This is a genomic window from Rhodococcus sp. 05-2256-B1, from assembly GCF_002258465.1.
In the GTDB taxonomy this organism is placed as follows: Bacteria; Actinomycetota; Actinomycetes; order Mycobacteriales; family Mycobacteriaceae; genus Rhodococcoides; species Rhodococcoides fascians.
Map to the genome: position 1 here is coordinate 176,582 of NZ_NOZA01000033.1, position 19,358 is coordinate 195,939.

General features: G+C 63.5%; 16 protein-coding genes. 5 read left to right on the forward strand and 11 right to left on the reverse strand.

The features are described from left to right. Positions 1 to 64 precede the first annotated feature (64 nt). From CH285_RS22995 to CH285_RS23005, 3 genes are read right to left on the reverse strand one after another with little or no spacing between them, the layout of a single operon-like run. The gene (locus CH285_RS22995; RefSeq protein ID WP_094643741.1) at positions 65 to 379 is read right to left on the reverse strand and encodes an AtuA-related protein; all 315 of its coding nucleotides are present in this window, start codon (positions 377 to 379) and stop codon (positions 65 to 67) included. Then, complete coding sequence (locus CH285_RS23000) at positions 376 to 1,728, reverse strand: acyclic terpene utilization AtuA family protein (protein WP_094643777.1); 1,353 nt, start codon at positions 1,726 to 1,728, stop codon at positions 376 to 378. The genes CH285_RS22995 and CH285_RS23000 overlap by 4 nt, the downstream gene beginning before the upstream one ends. After that, entirely contained in the window at positions 1,725 to 3,146 is a 1,422-nt protein-coding gene (locus tag CH285_RS23005) for a CitMHS family transporter (RefSeq protein ID WP_094643742.1), read from the reverse strand. Before CH285_RS23005 ends, CH285_RS23000 begins: the two co-directional genes overlap by 4 nt. A gap of 82 nt (positions 3,147 to 3,228) precedes the next feature. On the opposite strand from CH285_RS23005, the gene CH285_RS23010 reads away from it, so the two are divergent. After that, positions 3,229 to 4,122, forward strand: coding sequence for a LysR family transcriptional regulator (locus CH285_RS23010; protein WP_255032346.1), 894 nt, complete (start codon positions 3,229 to 3,231; stop codon positions 4,120 to 4,122). Between the two features lie 72 nt (positions 4,123 to 4,194). On the opposite strand, the gene CH285_RS23015 is transcribed toward CH285_RS23010, so the two are convergent. Next, on the reverse strand, positions 4,195 to 6,432 hold the full coding sequence (locus CH285_RS23015) for an NADP-dependent isocitrate dehydrogenase (protein ID WP_094643744.1): 2,238 nt from the start codon (positions 6,430 to 6,432) through the stop codon (positions 4,195 to 4,197). Between the two features lie 240 nt (positions 6,433 to 6,672). Between CH285_RS23015 and CH285_RS23020 the strand changes: the two genes are divergently transcribed. The 3 genes from CH285_RS23020 to CH285_RS23030 all read left to right on the forward strand — a co-directional run bounded on the left by CH285_RS23020 (position 6,673) and on the right by CH285_RS23030 (position 9,331). Continuing rightward, positions 6,673 to 8,049 carry an NAD-dependent succinate-semialdehyde dehydrogenase gene (locus tag CH285_RS23020; protein WP_094643745.1) on the forward strand — a complete coding sequence of 459 codons (1,377 nt, stop codon included), beginning with the start codon at positions 6,673 to 6,675 and terminating at the stop codon, positions 8,047 to 8,049. 68 nt (positions 8,050 to 8,117) lie between these two features. Continuing rightward, on the forward strand, positions 8,118 to 8,414 hold the full coding sequence (locus CH285_RS23025) for an antibiotic biosynthesis monooxygenase family protein (protein WP_032406974.1): 297 nt from the start codon (positions 8,118 to 8,120) through the stop codon (positions 8,412 to 8,414). A 47-nt stretch (positions 8,415 to 8,461) separates the two neighbouring features. Beyond that, positions 8,462 to 9,331: an alpha/beta fold hydrolase gene (locus tag CH285_RS23030; protein WP_094643746.1), complete on the forward strand. Its 870-nt coding sequence runs from the start codon at positions 8,462 to 8,464 to the stop codon at positions 9,329 to 9,331. On the opposite strand, the gene CH285_RS23035 is transcribed toward CH285_RS23030, so the two are convergent. Beyond that, positions 9,328 to 10,680 (reverse strand): cytochrome P450, encoded by a 1,353-nt coding sequence (locus CH285_RS23035; RefSeq protein ID WP_032393136.1) that lies wholly within the window; start codon positions 10,678 to 10,680, stop codon positions 9,328 to 9,330. The two genes, CH285_RS23030 and CH285_RS23035, sit on opposite strands and share 4 nt — an antisense overlap. Before the next feature lie 85 nt (positions 10,681 to 10,765). Between CH285_RS23035 and CH285_RS23040 the strand changes: the two genes are divergently transcribed. Then, positions 10,766 to 11,383, forward strand: coding sequence for a TetR/AcrR family transcriptional regulator (locus tag CH285_RS23040; RefSeq protein WP_176456978.1), 618 nt, complete (start codon positions 10,766 to 10,768; stop codon positions 11,381 to 11,383). A 75-nt stretch (positions 11,384 to 11,458) separates the two neighbouring features. Here the strand turns inward: CH285_RS23040 and CH285_RS23045 are convergent, their stop codons facing one another. The 6 genes from CH285_RS23045 to CH285_RS23070 form a co-directional block, all read right to left on the reverse strand. Beyond that, positions 11,459 to 12,823 (reverse strand): acetamidase/formamidase family protein, encoded by a 1,365-nt coding sequence (locus CH285_RS23045; RefSeq protein ID WP_094643747.1) that lies wholly within the window; start codon positions 12,821 to 12,823, stop codon positions 11,459 to 11,461. Between the two features lie 89 nt (positions 12,824 to 12,912). Beyond that, a complete protein-coding gene (locus CH285_RS23050) occupies positions 12,913 to 13,353 on the reverse strand; it encodes a hypothetical protein (protein WP_141215041.1) in 441 nt (146 codons plus the stop codon). A gap of 209 nt (positions 13,354 to 13,562) precedes the next feature. Continuing rightward, complete coding sequence (locus CH285_RS23055) at positions 13,563 to 15,251, reverse strand: ABC transporter family substrate-binding protein (protein ID WP_032384933.1); 1,689 nt, start codon at positions 15,249 to 15,251, stop codon at positions 13,563 to 13,565. Positions 15,252 to 15,288: 37 nt separating this feature from the next. Then, positions 15,289 to 17,190, reverse strand: a complete 1,902-nt coding sequence (locus tag CH285_RS23060; protein WP_094643748.1) for an ABC transporter ATP-binding protein — start codon at positions 17,188 to 17,190, stop codon at positions 15,289 to 15,291. Then, entirely contained in the window at positions 17,183 to 18,103 is a 921-nt protein-coding gene (locus CH285_RS23065; protein WP_094643749.1) for an ABC transporter permease, read from the reverse strand. The genes CH285_RS23060 and CH285_RS23065 overlap by 8 nt, the downstream gene beginning before the upstream one ends. 32 nt (positions 18,104 to 18,135) lie before the next feature. Then, positions 18,136 to 19,116 (reverse strand): ABC transporter permease, encoded by a 981-nt coding sequence (locus CH285_RS23070; RefSeq protein WP_032364425.1) that lies wholly within the window; start codon positions 19,114 to 19,116, stop codon positions 18,136 to 18,138. Between the last annotated feature and the right edge of the window lie 242 nt (positions 19,117 to 19,358).

Sequence of the window (19,358 nt, forward strand, 5' to 3'; positions counted from 1 at the left end):
CAGATACGCCCAAGGATTCAGCCTCCGACACGGGGCGGATGGGCGCCGGAGTCAGGAAGCAAGGTCAAAGAAATTCAGGCACAGTCATACTCAGCAGGTGATAGCTCAAACACTTGCCATGTCCGTCGAGAACGGGGCTACCTGTCACTCCCCCGCCGAGCACGCCGGGCAGCTCGAACACCAATCCCGAGACCAAGGGCATTTCGGTGCGACGCACGGCTCCGGTGACCAGCGGTGCGAAATGCCCGGCAACGGCATCGACAGTCAGTGCGCCGGAGAGTAACTCGTAGTCCTCATCGGTTCGCGGGAACACCGCAAGAATGAGGGTGTCGCCCTTGTCCCCGGTTCGCACGTCGGCGAGATCATCGACAGTTCTCATGCCGTCACCTTCGTGATGTGCACGGCGGTCGTCAACTGTGCACGTGGGATCAAACAGGAGCGGATTGCGAGAACCTCCGCGCTACTGCTCCGTGCACCACCTCCGCCGGCCGGGCCGTTGGTGTACAGACTTTCCACTTCCCATCCCACGAGTGCAGCGGTCTCCGCATCGGGCACCTTTGCCGTCACGCGCAGTCGCACCTCGGGGACATCGGTGTGGGCAGCAAGTCCGCGGAATGCTGCGCCCGCCCCGATGTACTCGATGCCCACGTTTTCCGCCGCGATCCCGTGTACCTCCCACAGTCGTTGCTGCACAATCTCTCCGGCAAGCTGTGCGCGTTGCAGTGCGCGTGGTCCGGCGTAGCTGATCTGCCCTTCACCGAGCCAACCGCCACGAAATCCGAGGGTCACCTTCAGCTCCTCCGGCCGTGCACTGCCCGTCGCCCCGGACACCGCGACCCGATCGGGACCAGTGGTCTCGAACGAGACACAGGTGAAATCTGCGGTCACGTCCGGCGTCAAGTATCTGGCTGGGTCGCCTACCTCGTAGAGCAACTGCTCCGCGCACGTTCGCCGCGTCAACTCACCGCCGGTGCCGTCGACCTTGCCGAATTCAGCTGTGCCGTCGGCACGCACGTCCCCGAACGGGAAGCCCAGATTGGCCAGACCCTGCACAGGCTTGGTGACCGGGTCCGCGAAGTAGCCACCGGTCAGTTGGCCCGCGCACTCGAGTAGATGCCCGACGGCCGTCCCTGCACCGAGTGACTCCCAATCCTGACCGGCCCAACCGAATTCGTGCATCAGCGGCGCGAGATACAGCGCTGGATCGGCAAGACGGCCGGTGACGATCACGTCTGCACCGACGTCGAGCGCGGGCAGGACTGCATCGGCCCCGATGTAGGCGTTGGCCGACACCAACTCCTCGGAATGCTCCGACAGCGGCCTTCCGGTCTCCCACACCACCGGGTCGATCCGGCGCACCGCGTCGAGCACGTCGTCGCCGGTGACAGCAGCGATGCGGACCGAACGCGAGCACACCTGCTCCGCCACCTGGGCGATGACGTTTGCTGCCGCAACAGGATTCGCAGCTCCCGAGTTGGTCACGACGGTGATGCCCTGCTCCGTCGTCGCACTGAGAACTGCGCGCATCCGCGCTGCCAAGAGCGGGTCGTAGCCCGTCGCGGGATCGAGCAATTTTCGGGCTTGCCCTGTTGCGACAGTCCGCTCTCCGAGGCACTCGAAGATCAGATAGTCGAGCTCGCCTCGTTCGGCCAAGATCTGTGCAGGGTCGATCCGATCGCCGGCAAACCCAGCGCCTGCTCCCAATCGGACGGTACCGGGGGCGCTCATGAAACCCACACCGGGATGACGCCCGTCGCGAACGCGACTCCGAGCATGCCGAGGCTCACCAGCCACGCCCACCCGATCGTGTGCCGGATGTGCCTGCCGATGTCGACCTTCGCGAGACCGACGAGAAGATAGAACGCACCCGTCATCGGACTGATCGGGAAGCCGACGGTCTCCTCACCGATGATCGACGCCTGAGCGAGATGGATTGCGCTGATACCGAATTGGTCGCCGACCTCGATGAGCACCGGCAACACACCGAAGTAGTACGCGTCGGGGCCGAAGATGAGACTCATCGGTACCGCGAACACCCCGACGATGAGCGGAAGTGCCGGTGCCATCCAGTCCGGAATCACGTTGGCGGCGCTGACGGCCATCGATTCGATCATGCCGCTGCCATCGAGTACACCGAGCAGAACACCCGCGGCGAGTAGCGTGCCCACCATCAGCATCGCGCCGACAGCATGCGCTTCGATGCGCGCAGACTGCGCCTTCATCCCGGGGTAATTAATCAGGAGCGCAACGATGGTCGCGATGATGAAACAGGTCTCCGGAGGGGCGACGGCCGCGATCAGTGCGCCGAGTGTCGCGACAACGAGAACGACATTGACCCAGAACAGCTTCGGACGCAGCAAGCTGGGCTCGTCGGGTGTATTGGGCTGGTCGGGCTCTTCTGAGGTCTCGTCACCGGTCGAGCCTGCTGAAGCCGGCTCATCGGTTCCGCCGGTAGCGGGTACCGCAATTCGCTGCCCGACGCGTGCCGTCGACTCCTCCACCTCGGCCGAGACATCGCCTGCTGCGACCTTCGCCAACCGTGTCCGCTCTCGGCGTCCGAGGTAGTACGCGACGGCCAACGCGAACACCACGCCCGCGATCTGCGCCGGAATGAGCGGCACCCACAGCTCGTTGGCGTCGACGCCCAAGGTTGCTGCCGCCCGCGCCGTGGGGCCGCCCCACGGAACCAGGTTCATCACGCCCGCACCGAGACCGACACACGTGGCCAGCACCAGCCGGCTCATGCCGAGCCGCTCGTAGATCGGCAACATCGCGGGAACGGCGATGAGGAAGGTGACCGCGCCTGCGCCGTCGAGATGCGCGACCAACGCGAGAGCCGTCGTGGCCACGGCGACGGTCGGCGGAGCGCTGCCTGCCCACTTCACGATGCGCGCGATGAGGGGATCGAACAGACCTGCGTCGCGCATGATCCCGAAGAACACGATCGCGAACAGGAACATAGCCGCGACGCCCACCACGCCGCCGAGCCCGTCCTTGACGAACCCTGCCACCTCGGACGGAGAGTTACCGGCCAGGAACGCAGCAGCCAGCGGGACACCCGCGAGTGCCACGATGGCCGCGACGCGTTGAGTGAACAACAGCAGCAGGATGATGGCAATCGTCCCGAAGCCGAGCAGTGACAGCATGTGATCTCCTTCATCGAATATGACGAGTGTTGTGCAGATCACTTACGCAGTCCAACATCAGTTGGGTATAGATTCATGCGCTGTGGGCATAAACCTGGGCATCGCCCATCTACGCGCCGTCGTCGCACTCGCAGATCACGCGAGCTTCACCGCAGCTGCCGCGTGGCTGCAGGTCTCACAACCGAACCTGAGCCGCACCGTCGCCGAGGCTGAGCGCCGCCTGGGCGTGCGGTTGTTCGTACGCACCACCCGTAGCGTCGACCTCACCGGTGACGGGCACGAGGTAACGGCCTACGCCCGTCGGGTATTGCTCGAGTTCGACGACGGCCTGGAGCAGATCGGCCGCTTCGTCTCGGGTGACCGCGGAACCGTCACCATCGCGTGCCTGCCGTCGATCGCGGCAACGTTCTTGCCTCCCTACATCGTGGAGTTTCGTCGCAGCCACCCTGACGTCTCGGTGCACATCAAAGACGGTCTGCGCGACGACGTGGTGGCCTCGGTGCGCGACGGCTCCGTGGACTTTGCAGTGGTGGCGGCATCGGGGCGAGCGAACGACTTGATGCGCACGACGGTGAGCGCCGACGCGTTCGTCTGCGCAGTACCCGCGGATCACGCTCTTGCACAACGCACGTCGCTGTCTTGGACCGATCTGGCCGGCGAGCCGTTCATCTCGTTCGGCCCCGAATCCAGCATCGAGTCACATGTACGACTCGCACTGGAAAGCGCGGGAGTCGAGGTGGGACCGTCAGTTCAGGCGCACAACGTGGCCGCCGTGGCAGGCCTGACCGCGGCGGGATTGGGCATCACCGTGATCCCCGAACTCGTGGTGCCGATGATGTCGTTCGCGAACCTGGTCTACTTGCCCATCGAGCCGACAATTCACCGGACCATTTCCGTCGTCCAGTTGCCGGGGAGACGTCAGAGTGCAAGCTGTTCGGCGTTTCTCGGTGTTTTTATGCCGCCCCAGAAGGAGTGAATGGTCCACTCACAACGTCTGAGCGCGTGAATGGACCATTCATTCCATGGGGGTGGAGCCAAACAGAAAGAGCTACTGCTTCGCAGACTCCAGAGCCTCGTTGAAGGTCTTGGACGGACGCATCACTGCAGCCGTGGCTTTGGAGTCCGGGTAGTAGTAGCCGCCGATGTCGACGGGACTGCCCTGGACCCCGTTCATCTCGGCGACGATCTTGTCTTCGTTCTCGGCCAACGTCTTCGCCAGAGCTGCAAAGTGCTTGGCCAGCTCGGTGTCCTCGGTCTGCTCGGCAAGTTCCTGTGCCCAGTACAGCGCGAGGTAGAACTGGCTGCCGCGGTTGTCGAGTTCACCGGTCGAGCGCGACGGGCCCTTGCTGTTTTCGAGCAGCTTGCCGGTGGCCGCGTCGAGTGCGGTGGCGAGAATGGTTGCCTTGACGTCGCCGGTCTTGATTCCCAGATCCTCCAGGCTCACTGCAAGAGCCAGGAACTCACCCAACGAATCCCAGCGGAGGTGGTTCTCCTCGATGAGCTGCTTGACGTGCTTGGGGGCCGAGCCGCCCGCGCCCGTCTCGTACAGTCCGCCGCCTGCCATGAGCGGAACGATGGAGAGCATCTTGGCGCTGGTGCCGAGTTCGAGAATCGGGAACAGATCGGTGAGGTAGTCGCGCAGGATGTTGCCGGTCGCGGAGATGGTGTCGAGCCCGCGGATGAGGCGTTCCATCGTGTAGCGGATGGCGCGCACCTGCGACATGATCTGGATGTCGAGGCCTTCGGTGTCGTGATCCTTCAGGTACTTGCGCACCTTGCCGATCAGCTCGTTCTCGTGCGGGCGGTACGGGTCCAGCCAGAAGACGACCGGCATTCCGGACTCACGGGTGCGGCGAACTGCCAAGGCAACCCAGTCGCGGATCGGCGCGTCCTTGACGATGCACAGGCGCCAGATGTCGCCCTCTTCGACGTCCTGGGTCAGCAGAACTTCGCCCGTCGCCAGGTCGGTGATGTTGGCGACGCCGCCGGCAGGAACCTCGAACGTCTTGTCGTGCGAGCCGTATTCCTCGGCCTTCTGCGCCATCAGGCCGACGTTGGGAACGGTGCCCATCGTCGTCGGATCGAACTGGCCGTTGGTCTTACAGAAGTTGATCATTTCCTGGTAGATGCGGAAGAAGGTCGACTCCGGGCTGACCGCCTTGGTGTCCTTCGGCCGGCCGTCCGCGCCCCACATCTTGCCGCCGCTGCGGATCATCGCGGGCATGGAGGCGTCGACGATGACATCGCTGGGCGAGTGGAAGTTGGAGATGCCGCGTGCCGAGTCCACCATCGCCAGTTCCGGACGGGTCTCGTGGCACTTGTGCAGATCGTCGATAATCTCTTCGCGCTGCGCGCTGGGGAGTGCTTCGATCTTGCTGTACAGATCCGACAGGCCGTTGTTGACGTTGACGCCCAGTTCCTCGAACAGATCGCCGTGCTTGGCGAACGCGTCCTTGTAGAAGACCTTGACGGCGTGACCGAACACGATGGGGTGCGAAACCCGCATCATCGTGGCCTTCACGTGCAGGGAGAACATGATGCCCGTCTTGTAGGCGTCCTCCATCTGCTCTTCGTAGAACTCGATGAGCGCCTTCTTGCTCATGAACATGCTGTCGATGACGTCGCCGTCGGTGAGCGACACCTTCTCCTTGAGCACGATGGTTTCGCCGCCCTCGGTCAGCAGTTCCATCTTGACCTCGCGGTCGCCCTCGACGGTCATCGACTTCTCGCCGTGGTAGAAGTCGCCGTGGCGCATGTGCGCAACGTGAGTGCGCGACGCCGGTGACCATTCACCCATGCTGTGCGGGTGCTTGCGGGCGTATTCCTTGACGGCCTTGGGAGCGCGCCGATCCGAGTTACCCTCCCGCAGAACGGGATTGACCGCACTACCCAGGCACTTGGTGTAACGGTCGCGGATGTCGCGCTCTTCGTCGGTCTTCGGGTTGCCGGGAAAGTCGGGGATCGCGTAGCCCTTGTCCTGCAACTCCTTGATGGCCGCGAGCAACTGCGGCACCGAGGCGCTGATGTTGGGCAGCTTGATGATGTTGGTCTCGGGCAGCTGCGTCAGCTTGCCCAGCTCGGCGAGGTTGTCGGTCACTCGCTGGTCTTCGTTCAGGTAATCGGGGAACTCGGCGAGGATGCGGTTGGCAACGGAGATGTCACTCGACTCGACGTTGATCTCGGCCGCACTGGCGAAAGAACGTATGACCGGAAGAAACGCGTGAGTCGCCAGCATCGGCGCCTCGTCGGTCAGTGTGTAGATGATGGTCGGCTTCTTCGCTGTCATGTTTCGCCTTTGCCTCAGTTTCAACGTCGTCTTTTGGATGCGTTCGCCATCGACTTTAATCTTCCGAACCCGCGACTGTGGGGGCAGTGGGGTATCACTCCACCTGGGGTTCCAAGTTACCGACCAGTAGGACGCCCACAGGGTTTCGCAACTTCACCCCGCCCCATCCTTGACCACCGTCGGAGCATCCGATTTGCCCGAGTCGGAACAATCGCACCCTCCCCGACCGTTGAGCGAGGTATGACGACCTACAAGACTGTCAATCCTGCCGACGGCACAATTGTCAAGGAATTCGAGACTCTCAACGGTGCCGGCGTCGAGCGTGCACTTGCCGATGCACACGCCGGTTTCCAGACATGGCGCAAGACCTCACCGAAGCATCGCGCCGACATCCTGCACAAGGTCGCCGATCTCTACGCCGAGCGTTCCGACGAACTGGCCCGCACGATCTCGCTCGAAATGGGCAAGCCTCTCACCGAATCCCAGGGCGAGGTGGAACTGTCGTCGAACATCTACCGCTACTACGCCGACCACGGCCCGTCGCTTCTCGAGGATGAGAAGCTCGACGTACCCGGCGCGGAAGACACTGTGCTGCAGCGTAAGCCGGTGGGCGCACTCGTTGGCGTCATGCCGTGGAACTTCCCGTACTACCAGGTTGCCCGGTTCGCCGGCCCGAACCTGATGGTGGGCAACACGATTCTGCTCAAGCATGCGCCCAACTGCCCGCAATCTGCGCTACTGATGGAGGAAATCTTCCAGCAGGCCGGTCTGCCCCGGGACGCATACATCAACATTTTCGCGACCAACGACCAGATCGCCGACATGATCGCCGACTCCCGCGTCCAGGGCGTCTCGCTCACCGGTAGTGAGAGGGCCGGAACCTCCGTCGCCGAGACGGCCGGACGCAACCTCAAGAAGGTCGTCCTCGAACTCGGCGGATCGGACGTATTCATCCTGCTCGATTCCGACGACATGGACGCCACCGTCGAATCCGCGACCCGGGCGCGGCTGTCCAACGCAGGCCAGGCCTGCAACGCCGCCAAGCGCATCCTCGTCGCCGAGGAGGTCTACGACGACTTCGTCACCAAGCTCGTCGCGTCGTTCGAGGCCGTGCAAACCGGCGACCCGCTGGACGCGAAGACCACCCTCGGACCACTGTCGTCGCAAACCGCCGCCGACACGCTGATCGAGCAGATCGACGACGCCGTCGCCAAGGGCGCAACGCTGCTGACCGGCGGTAAGAAGATCGACGGACCGGGTGCCTACGTGCAGCCGACGCTGCTGACAGACGTGACCCCGGACATGCGCGCCTACAGCGAAGAGCTGTTCGGGCCGGCCGGTGTGATCTACAAGGTCGAAAGCGCGCAGCAGGCAATCGAACTGGCGAACTCCTCCGCATACGGTCTCAGCGGCTCGGTGTGGAGCGCTGACCTCGACAAGGCCCGCGACGTCGCCGAGCAACTCGAAGTGGGCATGGCGTTCGTCAACGAACACGGCACCACACTGCCCGGCCTGCCGTTCGGCGGTGTGAAGCGCTCCGGCGTCGGCCGCGAGCTGGGACCGTGGGGCATGGACGAATTCGTGAACAAAAAGCTCGTCCGAGTCTCCGCGAAGTAGCCGTACTCGCCGATGCTCCCCGGGCAGTTGCTCGGGGAGCATCGCGCTGCTGCGGTCATACTGTCTCGGTGATCGTCGAACACGCCCTGCTGCATGTCATCCCCCACCGAACCGACGAGTTCGAAACCGCGTTCGCCGATGCGAAATCGATCATCGCGTCGATGCCGGGGTTCGTGAATCTGACCCTCTCGCGGGGCATCGAGCAGCCGAATACCTACCTGCTGTTGGTGAAGTGGGAACGACTCGAAGACCACACCGACGGCTTTCGTGGTTCCGACGAGTATCAGCAGTGGAAGTCGCTGCTGCACCATTTCTACGAACCGTTCCCCGTCGTCGAGCATTTTGCTCCGATGCTCGAGGCGTAAGAGTTAGGTTCGTGTCTCGACCCTCTCGCCGCACCAAGGAGATTTCCGTGGCCAACGCTTCGTCGTTCGTATCCAAGCAGGACGACCTCGAGATCAGCACCTATACCTGGGCGACGTCCGCCGATCCTGCTCGCGGTGTCGTACAGATCGCACACGGGCTCGCCGAGCACGGCAGTCGTTACGCACGCTTCGCTGCCGCCCTGAACGACGCCGGCTTCCACGTCGTCGCGTCGGATCACCGCGGCCATGGCCAGTCGATCGTCGACACCCCCGGCGATTTCGGTGCCGCCGCATTCGCCGGCCTGTGGGCAGACATAGAGCAACTGGGCGAATCACTGCTGACCGAGTACCCCGACCTGCCTCTGTTCTTGTTCGCTCATTCCATGGGATCCTTTGCCACCCAGCATGTTCTGATCGAGCGATCGGATCTGTACGAGGGCGTGGTGCTGTCGGGTTCGACGACACTCGACGTACTCGCCGCAGGAATGGCCAACGCCCCGGCGGGCGACCTGAGCGTGTTCAACGCCGCCTTCGAGCACCGCACCGGCTACGAATGGCTCTCGCGTGACGAGGCAGAGGTGGACGCCTACGTGGCAGATCCGCTGTGCGGCTTCGACCTTCCGGCGTCGACGGTCCCCGCTTTGTTCGGCGAGGCCGAGAAGCTCGCCGATCCGCACAACCTGGAGCAGATTCGCTCTGATCTCCCCCTGCTCATCACGTCGGGAACGGACGACCCACTCGCCGGCGGCGGCCAGTTGATCGAGACACTGGCCGCCCGCTACCGCGCGGCCGGCATGAGCGATGTAACCGTCACCCTGTACCCCGGTGCCCGCCACGAAATCCTCAACGAGACCAACCGTGACGAGGTCACAGCCGACATCATCGGTTGGCTCACCGACCGCGCCGGATCGGTCTAACGCCGTCTCAGCTGCACGGGCTGCCCGTCCTCCGGGAAGGGCAGCGACGTGAAGTTCAGCGGTGCAACGTAATCGGGGTCGACCGTCCAGTCGAATCGCAGCAACAGGTGATGCATGATCGTCTTGATCTCGGCCCCGGCGAAGAACATGCCGATGCATTTGTGGACGCCGCCGCCGAACGGCTCCCACGCATAGCGGTGCACCTTGTCCTCGCGTCGATCGGCGGCGAACCGTCCGGGATCGAATTGCTCGGGGTTGGGCCAGTACTGCTCCATGTGATGCGTGAAGTGCGGCGCGACAGAGGCATACGTTCCCGCGGGCACGAACTTGCCCTGCACCTCGGTGTCCTTCACGGCACGGCGGGCCACCACCGGTGTGGGCGAGACCAGGCGCAAGCACTCCTTCATCACCAGATCGACGTTGGTCAGCTCGTCGAGTTGCGCGAACGACGGAGCATCGGTGCCCAGCGCCTCGCATTCGGCCCGGCACTTGTCCTGCCACTCCGGATGCTGGCCGAGGTACTGCATCATCGTCGACAGCGTGATCGTCGACGTGTCGTGCGCAGCCATGAGCAGGAAGATCATGTGGTCGATCACTTCGTCGTCGGAGAAGTGCTCTCCGTCGTCACCCTCGATGTGGCACAACACCGAGAAGAGGTCGTCGGTCTCGGTGGCTCGACGGGCCGGGAGGTAGCGGCGGAAGAACTGGTCGAGCACCGCTCGACCGTCCAGACCCCGCTTCCACCGCGTGCCCGGAACGCGGTAGCGCACGATCGACGTGGCAGCCTGCACGCAGGCGATGAAACTCGCATTGAGCTCAGCGATGTCGGCGTCCGTCGTTCCCTCCGCACCTCCCATGAAGATGCTCGTCGCGACGTCCAGCGTCAGCGCTTTGAGCGCCGGATAGACCTGGAAGTCGCGGCCCGGCTGCCACGCGTCCAAACCCGTTGCTGTGACTGGATTCAACGCTGCGACGGACTTGGTCAGCCGGTCCCGAGTGAAGGCCTGCTGCATGATTCGTCGATGACGTAGGTGCTCCTCGGAGTCGAGCAGCATCAGCCCGCCGTGGAAGAACGGCCCGATCAACAGCGACCAGCCGTCACCGTTGGCGAACGCCTTGTCCGCGTTCTGCAGCACCTGCTGACACGCATCGGGACCGAGAACGGTGATCCACTTCTGCCCGGCCATCGTCATCCACGAGACCTCGCCGTACTTGTCCCACCGACTACCGAGCAGCTTCAGAGGGTCTCGAATGTACTCGAGCGTGTGCCCGACGACGGGAAGACCGCCGTCGCCGAACACCGGTTGGAGAGCTGAATCTGCGGGTGGAGCAGCCAGAGCACGTGCCATTGTCGACCTCCGTCAATCTGACATGGTGCCATGTCAGATGAGATGTAGTCTGCGTCACAGTCACGGTCTCTGTCAAGATCTACCCATGCCTCCCACGACGCGTCGCTACAACGGCATGAGCGCCGACGACCGCGCGGCCGACCGCCGAGCGAGATTGCTCGACGCCGGCCTCGAGGTATTCGCGGCAGCCGGAGCGAAGGGTGCGACCATGACCGCGATCTGCGCACACGCCAAGCTGACCGAGCGCTACTTCTACCAAAACTTCAGCAGCAGAGACGACTTGCTCGAGCAGGTCGTGGAATCGGTGTCCGCCGAGATACGAACGGCAGCGCTGGATGCACTGCACTCCCCCGCCCGGACCGTCGACGAGAAGGTACACAATGCGGTGACCGCGTTCGTCGGCGTCCTGACCGAGGACCGTCGCAAGGGCCGGGTTGCGATGATCGAATCGCTCGCCGTCGACTCCCTCCGCGAATACCGACGAAAGTCCCTGCGCGGCTTCGCTCATCTGGTGGCCGAACAGTCGCGCGAACTCTACGGCGAGAAGGCCTGGCCGCAACCACAGTCGGAGATCAACGGTCTGCTCTTCATCGGTGGACTTGCCGAACTCGTGATCGCCTGGCTGAACGACGAAATCGACATCGCACCTGCAGACATCGTCGACGCCGCAACACGTCACTTCATTGCAACCGCGCACCGCTGAGGTGCGCTACGCGCAGTGGCGTGATTATGTGCCCGCAGAGGCACTTACCCGCACCACTGCGCCGCAGGCGCACTCCTACCGGTCGAAGTGCGCCTTCGAGATCTGTCCGTGCACGCCGACGGTCTTGTCGACCACCTGCGAGACAGTGAAGTTCGCGGCAGCGGAGAGGTACGCATACGCCGTCGCTCGATCCATACCGAGATCGGTCTCCAAGAAGTCGAGAGCATTGACCACAGCCCGGCGCATCGCCGCGTTCAGGTCCGAACTCTGGCCGCCGACGGCCCCGTCCGGGTCGGACAATCCGATCGGGATCCACGAGTCCTCGTTCTCGGCAAAGGGATACGAGTACGCGACGGACGGCGCATCACCACTGCCCGCCTTGCAAACGGTGAGACGGAAGGTACCGCGCAGAGACCCCTCCATCGCAGTCAGCGCCACCTCACCGTCACCCATCGCCATGTGTGGATCGCCGACGTAGAACAGCGCGCCCTCCGCGAACACGGGAAGGTAGAACGTCGAGCCGACGCCGAGCAGACCGACGTCGATGTTGCCACCGCCGAGCGTCGGGGGAATCGAGTTGGCATTCGGGGACGTCAGACCGGGGTCGCTCGCGAACGCCACGCCCATCATGCCCATGAACGGACGCAGCGGAAAGCGCACGGCCGCATCGCCGTACCGCATCACGCCCTGCCCGTCCTCGACGGCCGTGAACGTGGACACGTTGCCGTACTGCGTCGGGTCACCCGATTTCCTGCCGTCGCTTCCGATCGGCGGCATCACCTCGTCCAGGCCGATGCCCGCCGGTGCCTCACCGGACGCCGTAACTGCCAGAGAGCCCTTGCCATGTCTGCTCGACACCACGCCGTACGGCACCCGCGGAACGGCCTCCAGAGTTTCGATCTTGAGAACGTCTCCGCGCTGCGCACCTTCGACAAACACCGGACCGGTCACGACGTGCGGTCCGTCGACGTCGAAGTTGCGTACCGTCCGGTCGTATCCGCCGGCAATATCGATGGCGTCCTGGAGGACGTCGGACTCCGAAACGCCTTTGCCGCCGAAGAATTCGACGGGATCGCGGCCCTGGTCCTCGAGAATGCCCTCGTGGCTGAGCGCATCGATGGTGACAGTCTCGCCGGACTTCATCTGCAGTACCGACTCCGAGTCGACCGTCGGGACGTAACCCCACAGAACCTTGTCGACCTCCGAGCTCAGATAGTGGTCTCCCGAAATGTCGCCCGATCCTGGGTTGAGAATGGCACCCGCGGGCGCTGCAGGAGCCGACGAGCTTGTTGCCGCGGTAGTGGTCGAGGACGTCGAACACGCTGCTGTAGTTGCCAAACCAGCCCCTGCGCTCATCGCTGCCACCGCCCGAATGAAGCCGCGTCGACCGATCCCTTTGCTGATCGTTTCCGCTGCGTGCTCTGCCATCGACTGCGCCATACTGCCTCCTGAATTGTCCGAATCTCGAACGTAGATCAGGGGTGTTTCTCAGCAGTTACGAACGCGCGTCACGAGAATTGCTCAGCGACTCAACTGGGGTCGCTGCCGGCGATCGCCGACCACCAGATCGCGGTGACAGCTGCCAACAGACTCACCGCCAGAAATTGTGCAAAGCCCCCACCGTCGACGATCAACCACAGCAGCCCGATGAACGGGCCGGCCACCGCTGCGGGGGCGTCGAGCATGATCCGACGACGCAGCGAACCGAATCTGGCGCTGCGCCTGCGCAGATCGGCGTCGTTGAGGCGCGGGGCATCGAGAGGTGTTCCCGGCGGTAAGGTCGATCGCCGCCGACCGGAGGGCAACGCAACGATCCCCGGTTCGACGACGAAAGCGCGGTGTCCGAGAAACGACCTACCGACCTTCGCTTCGGCGCCGGGGACCAATCCGAGAAGACCGGTGTGGAAGTACACCGGATACCAGGCCCGCCCGGCGCCCTCCTGAACCTCCACATACCCGCGCGAACGCATGCGGTGTTGAAACCGAACACGACGCACGGAGATTCGATCCCGAGACCGCGCTGCGGATCGTCCGGCCAACAAGGCCGAGGCCACAGACCAACCCGTCCAGATCAGAACGACGAGCGCAACCACCAGGCCGAGCGGGGTGTAGACAGCGGTCGATGCCGCGACAACCAGCGTGATTGCCGCGACACCGACCGGATATTCGAGCCCGTTGTCTATTTCAGGAACCCGACCTTCGACATGTCGATGTCGCCGAATCCTGGAGCGCCGAAGTTGGCGAGATTGGACTTCGTCGCGTAGGTGAACGGACGCTGGAACAGCGTCAGGCTGTGGCCTTCGGCCCAGATCGCCTTGTCCGCCTCGTTGTAGTCGGCGATACGTGCTTCGTCGTCGAGCTCGCCCGCAGCCTTGTCGAGTAGTCCGTTGATCTCCTCGGACCCGACCTGGCCGTAATTCTGCAGCGTGCTGCCGGGCGTCAAACGGAAGATGCCGTCACTGCTGGACGTGTACGGCGTTCCCTCCCAGGTGAAGTGGGTGACATCGAAGGCACCCACCAGGATGTACTTCTCGAAGAAGTCGTCCGACGGCACTGCATCGATGATCAGATTGGCACCGACAGCCTTGAGGTTCTGCTGGATGATCTGCGCTTCCTGCGTCGCATTCGGGGTATCGGCCGGAATGATGTCGTGCAGATCGAGCTGCTGACCGTCCTTCGAGCGGAACTCACCGTTCATCGTCCAGCCGGCCGCGTCGAGTTCGGACTTCGCCTTCTCCGGATCGAACGTGATGTCGCCGTTGTTGGCCTGGTAGCCCTTCTGTCCGTCGACGTAGATATGACTGTTCAGCACCGTCGGGTTCGAGGTGATCTGGCCCAGCTGCGAGGTGGCCAGGTAGTCGCGGTCGATCGCCTTCATCAGAGCCAACCGGACCGCCTTGTCGGACGTGATGCGTCCGGGAGCACCGTTGAAGTCGAAGTGGCGGTACTGAGACCCGAGGCTCTGCCGCAGGTCGACGTTCGGGATACCGCGGGCAACCTTGAACGCATCTGCGCTGCTACCCAGTTCGTAGTAGTCGATCTCGCCGCTCTGCAACGCGCCGACGGACGCTGTCGAATCGAGTGGCAGGTACGTGATGGTGTCGAGCACTGCGGGATTCTCGCCCCACCAGTCCGGGTTGCGTTCGGCGACAATGCGCTTGCCACCGGGCTCGATGGTCCGGATACGGAACGGCCCTGCGGTGGCCGGCATCGTGCTCACAGATCCGGTGTTGAATGCGTCGACACTGGCCATGGACTCAGCCGGCATCAGAGGCTCGTACAATGACCGCCAGTCACCGAACTTCTCGGCAAAGGTCAGGATGACCTGCTGGTCGTTCTCGCCGCGGACGACGGACTCGACCTTGTCCCAGCCAGCGGTGCTGGACGCCTCGTAGGCCGGATCCTTACCGTTGTTGGCAGTCCACGTTGCCACGAGGTCTGTGTAGTCCAACGGACGCCCGGTGCTCCACTTGGCCTTCGGGTTGATGTTGTACGTGATGACCTGCTTGCCGTCGACCTCGGACTCGGTGATGTCGGTGAAGAAATCAGTCGCGACCGTCAGGCTTGCATCGGCTGCAGCATTGAATGCCCTCGGCATCAATGCCAGGTAGTACCGTGCCGCATCGACCGTCGTGCCATCGATTTGGTAGTAGTTGTAGTTGGTCGGCACCTGCGAGAGCGGAAAGTTCATGTTTCCGCCCTGCTGGAGATCGCTGATGGGATGCGGGTTGATCTGCGCTCCGCTCTCGAAGGACGCGGGCGCATCGGCGTTCGGCCCGGTGTCACCCGAGCTGCACCCCGCCACCAGTCCCACAGTGGTCACGGCCACCGCGATCGGGACCAGTGCCCGAAATAGCTTGGCTCTCATCAATTCACCTTTCTCAGTGTGCACGTAACCTGCAGGGTCAGATGGCGTCGGCCAGTGCTGCGGCCTCGGCGATTCGGGCTCGTTGGAGCACGGGATCGGGGATGGGGATGGCTTTGAGCAGCGCCCGCGTGTACGGGTCCTTCGGTGCGTCGAAGATCTGCTCCGTCGGACCCTTCTCGACGAACACTCCGTTGCGCATCACCGCTACTTCGTCGGCGAGGTGACGCACCACCGAAAGGTCGTGCGAGACGAACAGATACGCCAGACCGAGCTCCTCCTGCAGATCCTGCAGCAGGTTGAGCACACCCGCCTGGATCGACACGTCGAGAGCAGACACGGGCTCGTCGAGCACCAGGATCGACGGCTTCAGCGCCAAAGCCCGTGCAATGCCGACTCGTTGGCGCTGCCCGCCGGAGAACTGGGTGGGATACCGATCCGCGAGCTCGGGACGCATTCCGACGGTATCCATCAGTTCTCGAACTCGGCGGGTTCGCTCGTCGACCGGGACGCCGTTGATCTTCAGCGGCTCGGCGATGATCTCCCCCACCGGCATGCGCGGGTCTAGCGAGCCCATCGGATCCTGGAACACGATTTGGATGTGGGCGCGCAACTTTCGTTGCTCGGCGCGGCTCAGGCTGCAGGGCTCTACGCCGTTGATCTTGATCGAACCCTGCTGCGGCTTCACGAATTCCATGATCTCGAGGAGAGTCGTGGACTTTCCGCACCCGGACTCACCGACGATCGCCAACGTGGACCCCGCATGCACATCGAAGCTGATGCCCTGCACGGCAGGCACTTCCCCAGCCCGACGCCGCAGCACGGAACCCTTGAACATCGGGTAGCTTTTGTGCAGGTCGGTCACCGACAGCACCGGAGCGTCCTTGGACACCGTCACCACGAGCTCCGCGGGGGCCTCCGACCGTGGGGCACCCTCGAACTCGGCCTCCACCGACTCGGCCGTCGCCGCGTCGACGCGGATGCACGCCGCCCTGTGATTCGGTGCCACCTGAACCAACGGCGGTTCGCCCTCGTTACAGGCCTCCGTGTGCAACGGACACCGGGGCCCGAACGGGCAGCCCGTCGGGAGATTCACCAGAGCGGGCGGCGTGCCCTCGATGGGCACCAGTCGCTCCTGCGCGGGACGATCCGGGCGAGGCACGGAGCCGAGCAAGCCGACGGTGTAGGGCATCGACGGGTGTGCGTACAACTCGTCGACCGGTGCGGTCTCGACCGCGCGCCCGGCGTACATCACCATGGCCCGATCGGCCACGCCGGCAACGACTCCCAGGTCGTGGGTGATGAATACGACGCCTGCGCCGGTGACGTCGCGGGCCGTGCGCAGCAGATCCAGGATCTGGGCTTGGATCGTCACGTCGAGGGCCGTGGTCGGCTCGTCGGCGATGATGAGATCGGGATCGTTCGCGATAGCCATCGCGATGACGACGCGTTGGCGCATCCCCCCGGAGAACTCGTGCGGGTAGGACTTTGCCCGTGTTCTCGGATCGGCGATGCCGACCAGATCGAGCAGTTCCAGGGTTCGGTCGTGGACCTTCGCCTTGCTCAGCGACGGGTTGTGCACAGAGATCGCTTCGGCAATCTGGTCGCCGATGCGGTAGATGGGCGTCAACGCCGTCAGCGGATCCTGCGAGATCATCGCCACCGAACGTCCACGCTCACGCGACATCTCGCGGTCGGACAAGCCGAGCAACTGTCGCCCGTTCAGCTCGATGGATCCGGTGACACGTGCGGACTCCGGGAGCAAACCCATGATCGCGAGGGACGACACCGACTTGCCCGAGCCGGACTCGCCGACGATGGCCATGACCTCGCCCTTGTCGACCTGGTAGTCCAAGCCTCGCACTGCGGTGACGCGCCCCTCCTCGCTGGGAAAGCTGACCTCGAGTCCGCTGACCTTCAACACCGGCACTGTCTCAGCCACGTGCCTGTCCCCTCGTCGAATTCGGATCGAATGCGTCGCGCAGGCCGTCGCCGACGAAATTCGTCGCCAGCACGATCAGTACCAGTGCGCCACAGCAGAACGCGAACAGCCACGGATACGTCAACGCGGACGACGTACCGTCTGCGATCAGCGTGCCGAGCGAGACGTCGGGTCGCTGGACACCGAAGCCGAAGTAGCTCAGCGATGCCTCCCCGATGATGGCGATACCCACATTGAGCGTGACGTCGACGATGAGGATGGAGGCCATCGACGGCAGCACGTGCTTGCCGATCACGCTGCTCGGTGTTGCGCCCATGTACTTTGCGGCGCGGATGAATTCGCGTTCACGTAGGGACCGCGTCATCGCGCGAATGATGCGTGAGGTGATCATCCACGCGAAGGCTGCGAGCAGCAGCACCAGGATGAAGAAGCTCTTGTCGCGGAACAACGGAGAGCAGATAGCGATCACCAGGAAGCTGGGTACGACGAGCAATACATCGGCGACCCACATCAGCGCGCGGTCGGTCCAACCGCCGAAGTACCCCGCCACCGCGCCGACGACGCCGGCAAGCACCGTGGAAATGAGCGCGACGAGCATGCCGATGATCAGCGACTTCTGCAGACCGCGCAGCGTCTGAGCCAGAACATCCTGGCCGATCTGATTGGTGCCGAACCAGTGTCGTGTGGTCGGCGGCGAGTTGAGCGCGTACGCGTCGAGTTCCTCGTAGGTGAACGGGATGAAATGCGGGAGCACGAACGCGCCGACGAACATCGCGAGAAGGGCCACGATGCCCACCAGCGCCGGCCGGTTGCGCAGGAACCGGCGCAGCACCAACCGCCGACGGGTGATCGGGGCAGACGAGTCGATCGGGCCCTCGACCGCAGTGATCTCGGGAACCACAGGTGTCGCCATCGCCGGTCCTTTCCTCTACTCGAAGTGGTGGGTCAGTCCGCGTAGCGAACGCGCGGATCCAAAGCAGCAGTGAAGATATCGGTCAACATTCCGGAAACCAGGACCGACAGCGCAGTGAAGAGCGAGACCGCGAGCGTGATGTTGATGTCCTGACTGGTGATGCCGTAAATCAGCCAGTCACCCATGCCGTACCAGCCGAACACGCGCTCGGTGAACGTCGCGCCGGTGATCACCGCACCCATACCGAATGCGAACAGTGTGGCCATCGGGATCAACGCAGTACGGAAGCCGTGCTTGAAGATTGCGCGCCCGCGCGTGAGCCCTTTGCCGCGGGCAGTACGGATGTAGTCCATGTTCAGCTCGTCGAGCATCGAACTGCGCATGTACCGGCTGTACCCACCGATGGTGAACAGCATCAAGACGACGGTCGGCAGCAGCAGATGCTGCGCGCGGTCGACAATTTCGTTCATCAGACCGGGGGCGAGCGTCGTCGACGTTTCACCGGTGTACTGGAAGAACTGACTGCCGGTGCTCTGATTGACCTGCACAGCAAGGTACTTGAGCACCGGGGCCAAAACCAGGATCGGGGTGCTGATGAGAATGAACGTCACGACCGTTGCGACGTGGTCGAAGATCTTGTACTGCCGGACGGCACCGTACGCACCGACGAGGGTTCCCAGTACCGCGCCGAGGACGGTGCCGAGCACGACCAACCGCAGCGAGACCAGGATGCGGCGCCACAGTTCGTCGTTGACCGAGCCTGCGGCGATGGTCTGCCCGAAGTCTCCGTGCAGTACCGCCCATAGCCATTTCAGATACCGCAACACCGGATTGTCGTCGAGGTGCAGTGCCGCGCGCTTGGCGTCGAGTACAGCGTCCGACGGCGGCGGGTTGCGGCTGAGCAGATTCGACAGTGGATCGAACGTGAGCGAGGCCAGCAAGTACGTGAGAAACGTCGCGATGATCAGCAGGACGACGTAATTCAGCAACCTGCGTGCAAGATAACCGCCCACGCGCAACCACCTTCCATCGAGCACCACGGCCGTGCCCGACGGCACTGCTCTCGGCATTGTTCACACCGCTTGTTTCCTGCGTGTTTCGTTAGCGGTGGAAACGGACAATCCTCAAGATAGCACCAGGAATTCGTATTTCGATGACGGTTGCGAAACTCTTACCGACACTTCGGACAATGCGGAATCATCGGTCGCAGAACGAGTCTGACGACCTGGCTGTCGTAGGGTCGCCTAATTCAATG

Coding starts and splice junctions, on each gene's coding strand:
- CH285_RS22995 (WP_094643741.1), bottom strand. CDS start 379: ATGAGAACTGTCGATGATCTCGCCGACGTGCGAACCGGGGACAAGGGC.
- CH285_RS23000 (WP_094643777.1), bottom strand. CDS start 1,728: ATGAGCGCCCCCGGTACCGTCCGATTGGGAGCAGGCGCTGGGTTTGCC.
- CH285_RS23005 (WP_094643742.1), bottom strand. CDS start 3,146: ATGCTGTCACTGCTCGGCTTCGGGACGATTGCCATCATCCTGCTGCTG.
- CH285_RS23015 (WP_094643744.1), bottom strand. CDS start 6,432: ATGACAGCGAAGAAGCCGACCATCATCTACACACTGACCGACGAGGCG.
- CH285_RS23020 (WP_094643745.1), top strand. CDS start 6,673: ATGACGACCTACAAGACTGTCAATCCTGCCGACGGCACAATTGTCAAG.
- CH285_RS23035 (WP_032393136.1), bottom strand. CDS start 10,680: ATGGCACGTGCTCTGGCTGCTCCACCCGCAGATTCAGCTCTCCAACCG.
- CH285_RS23040 (WP_176456978.1), top strand. CDS start 10,766: ATGCCTCCCACGACGCGTCGCTACAACGGCATGAGCGCCGACGACCGC.
- CH285_RS23045 (WP_094643747.1), bottom strand. CDS start 12,823: ATGGCGCAGTCGATGGCAGAGCACGCAGCGGAAACGATCAGCAAAGGG.
- CH285_RS23050 (WP_141215041.1), bottom strand. CDS start 13,353: ATGCGTTCGCGCGGGTATGTGGAGGTTCAGGAGGGCGCCGGGCGGGCC.
- CH285_RS23055 (WP_032384933.1), bottom strand. CDS start 15,251: ATGAGAGCCAAGCTATTTCGGGCACTGGTCCCGATCGCGGTGGCCGTG.
- CH285_RS23065 (WP_094643749.1), bottom strand. CDS start 18,103: ATGGCGACACCTGTGGTTCCCGAGATCACTGCGGTCGAGGGCCCGATC.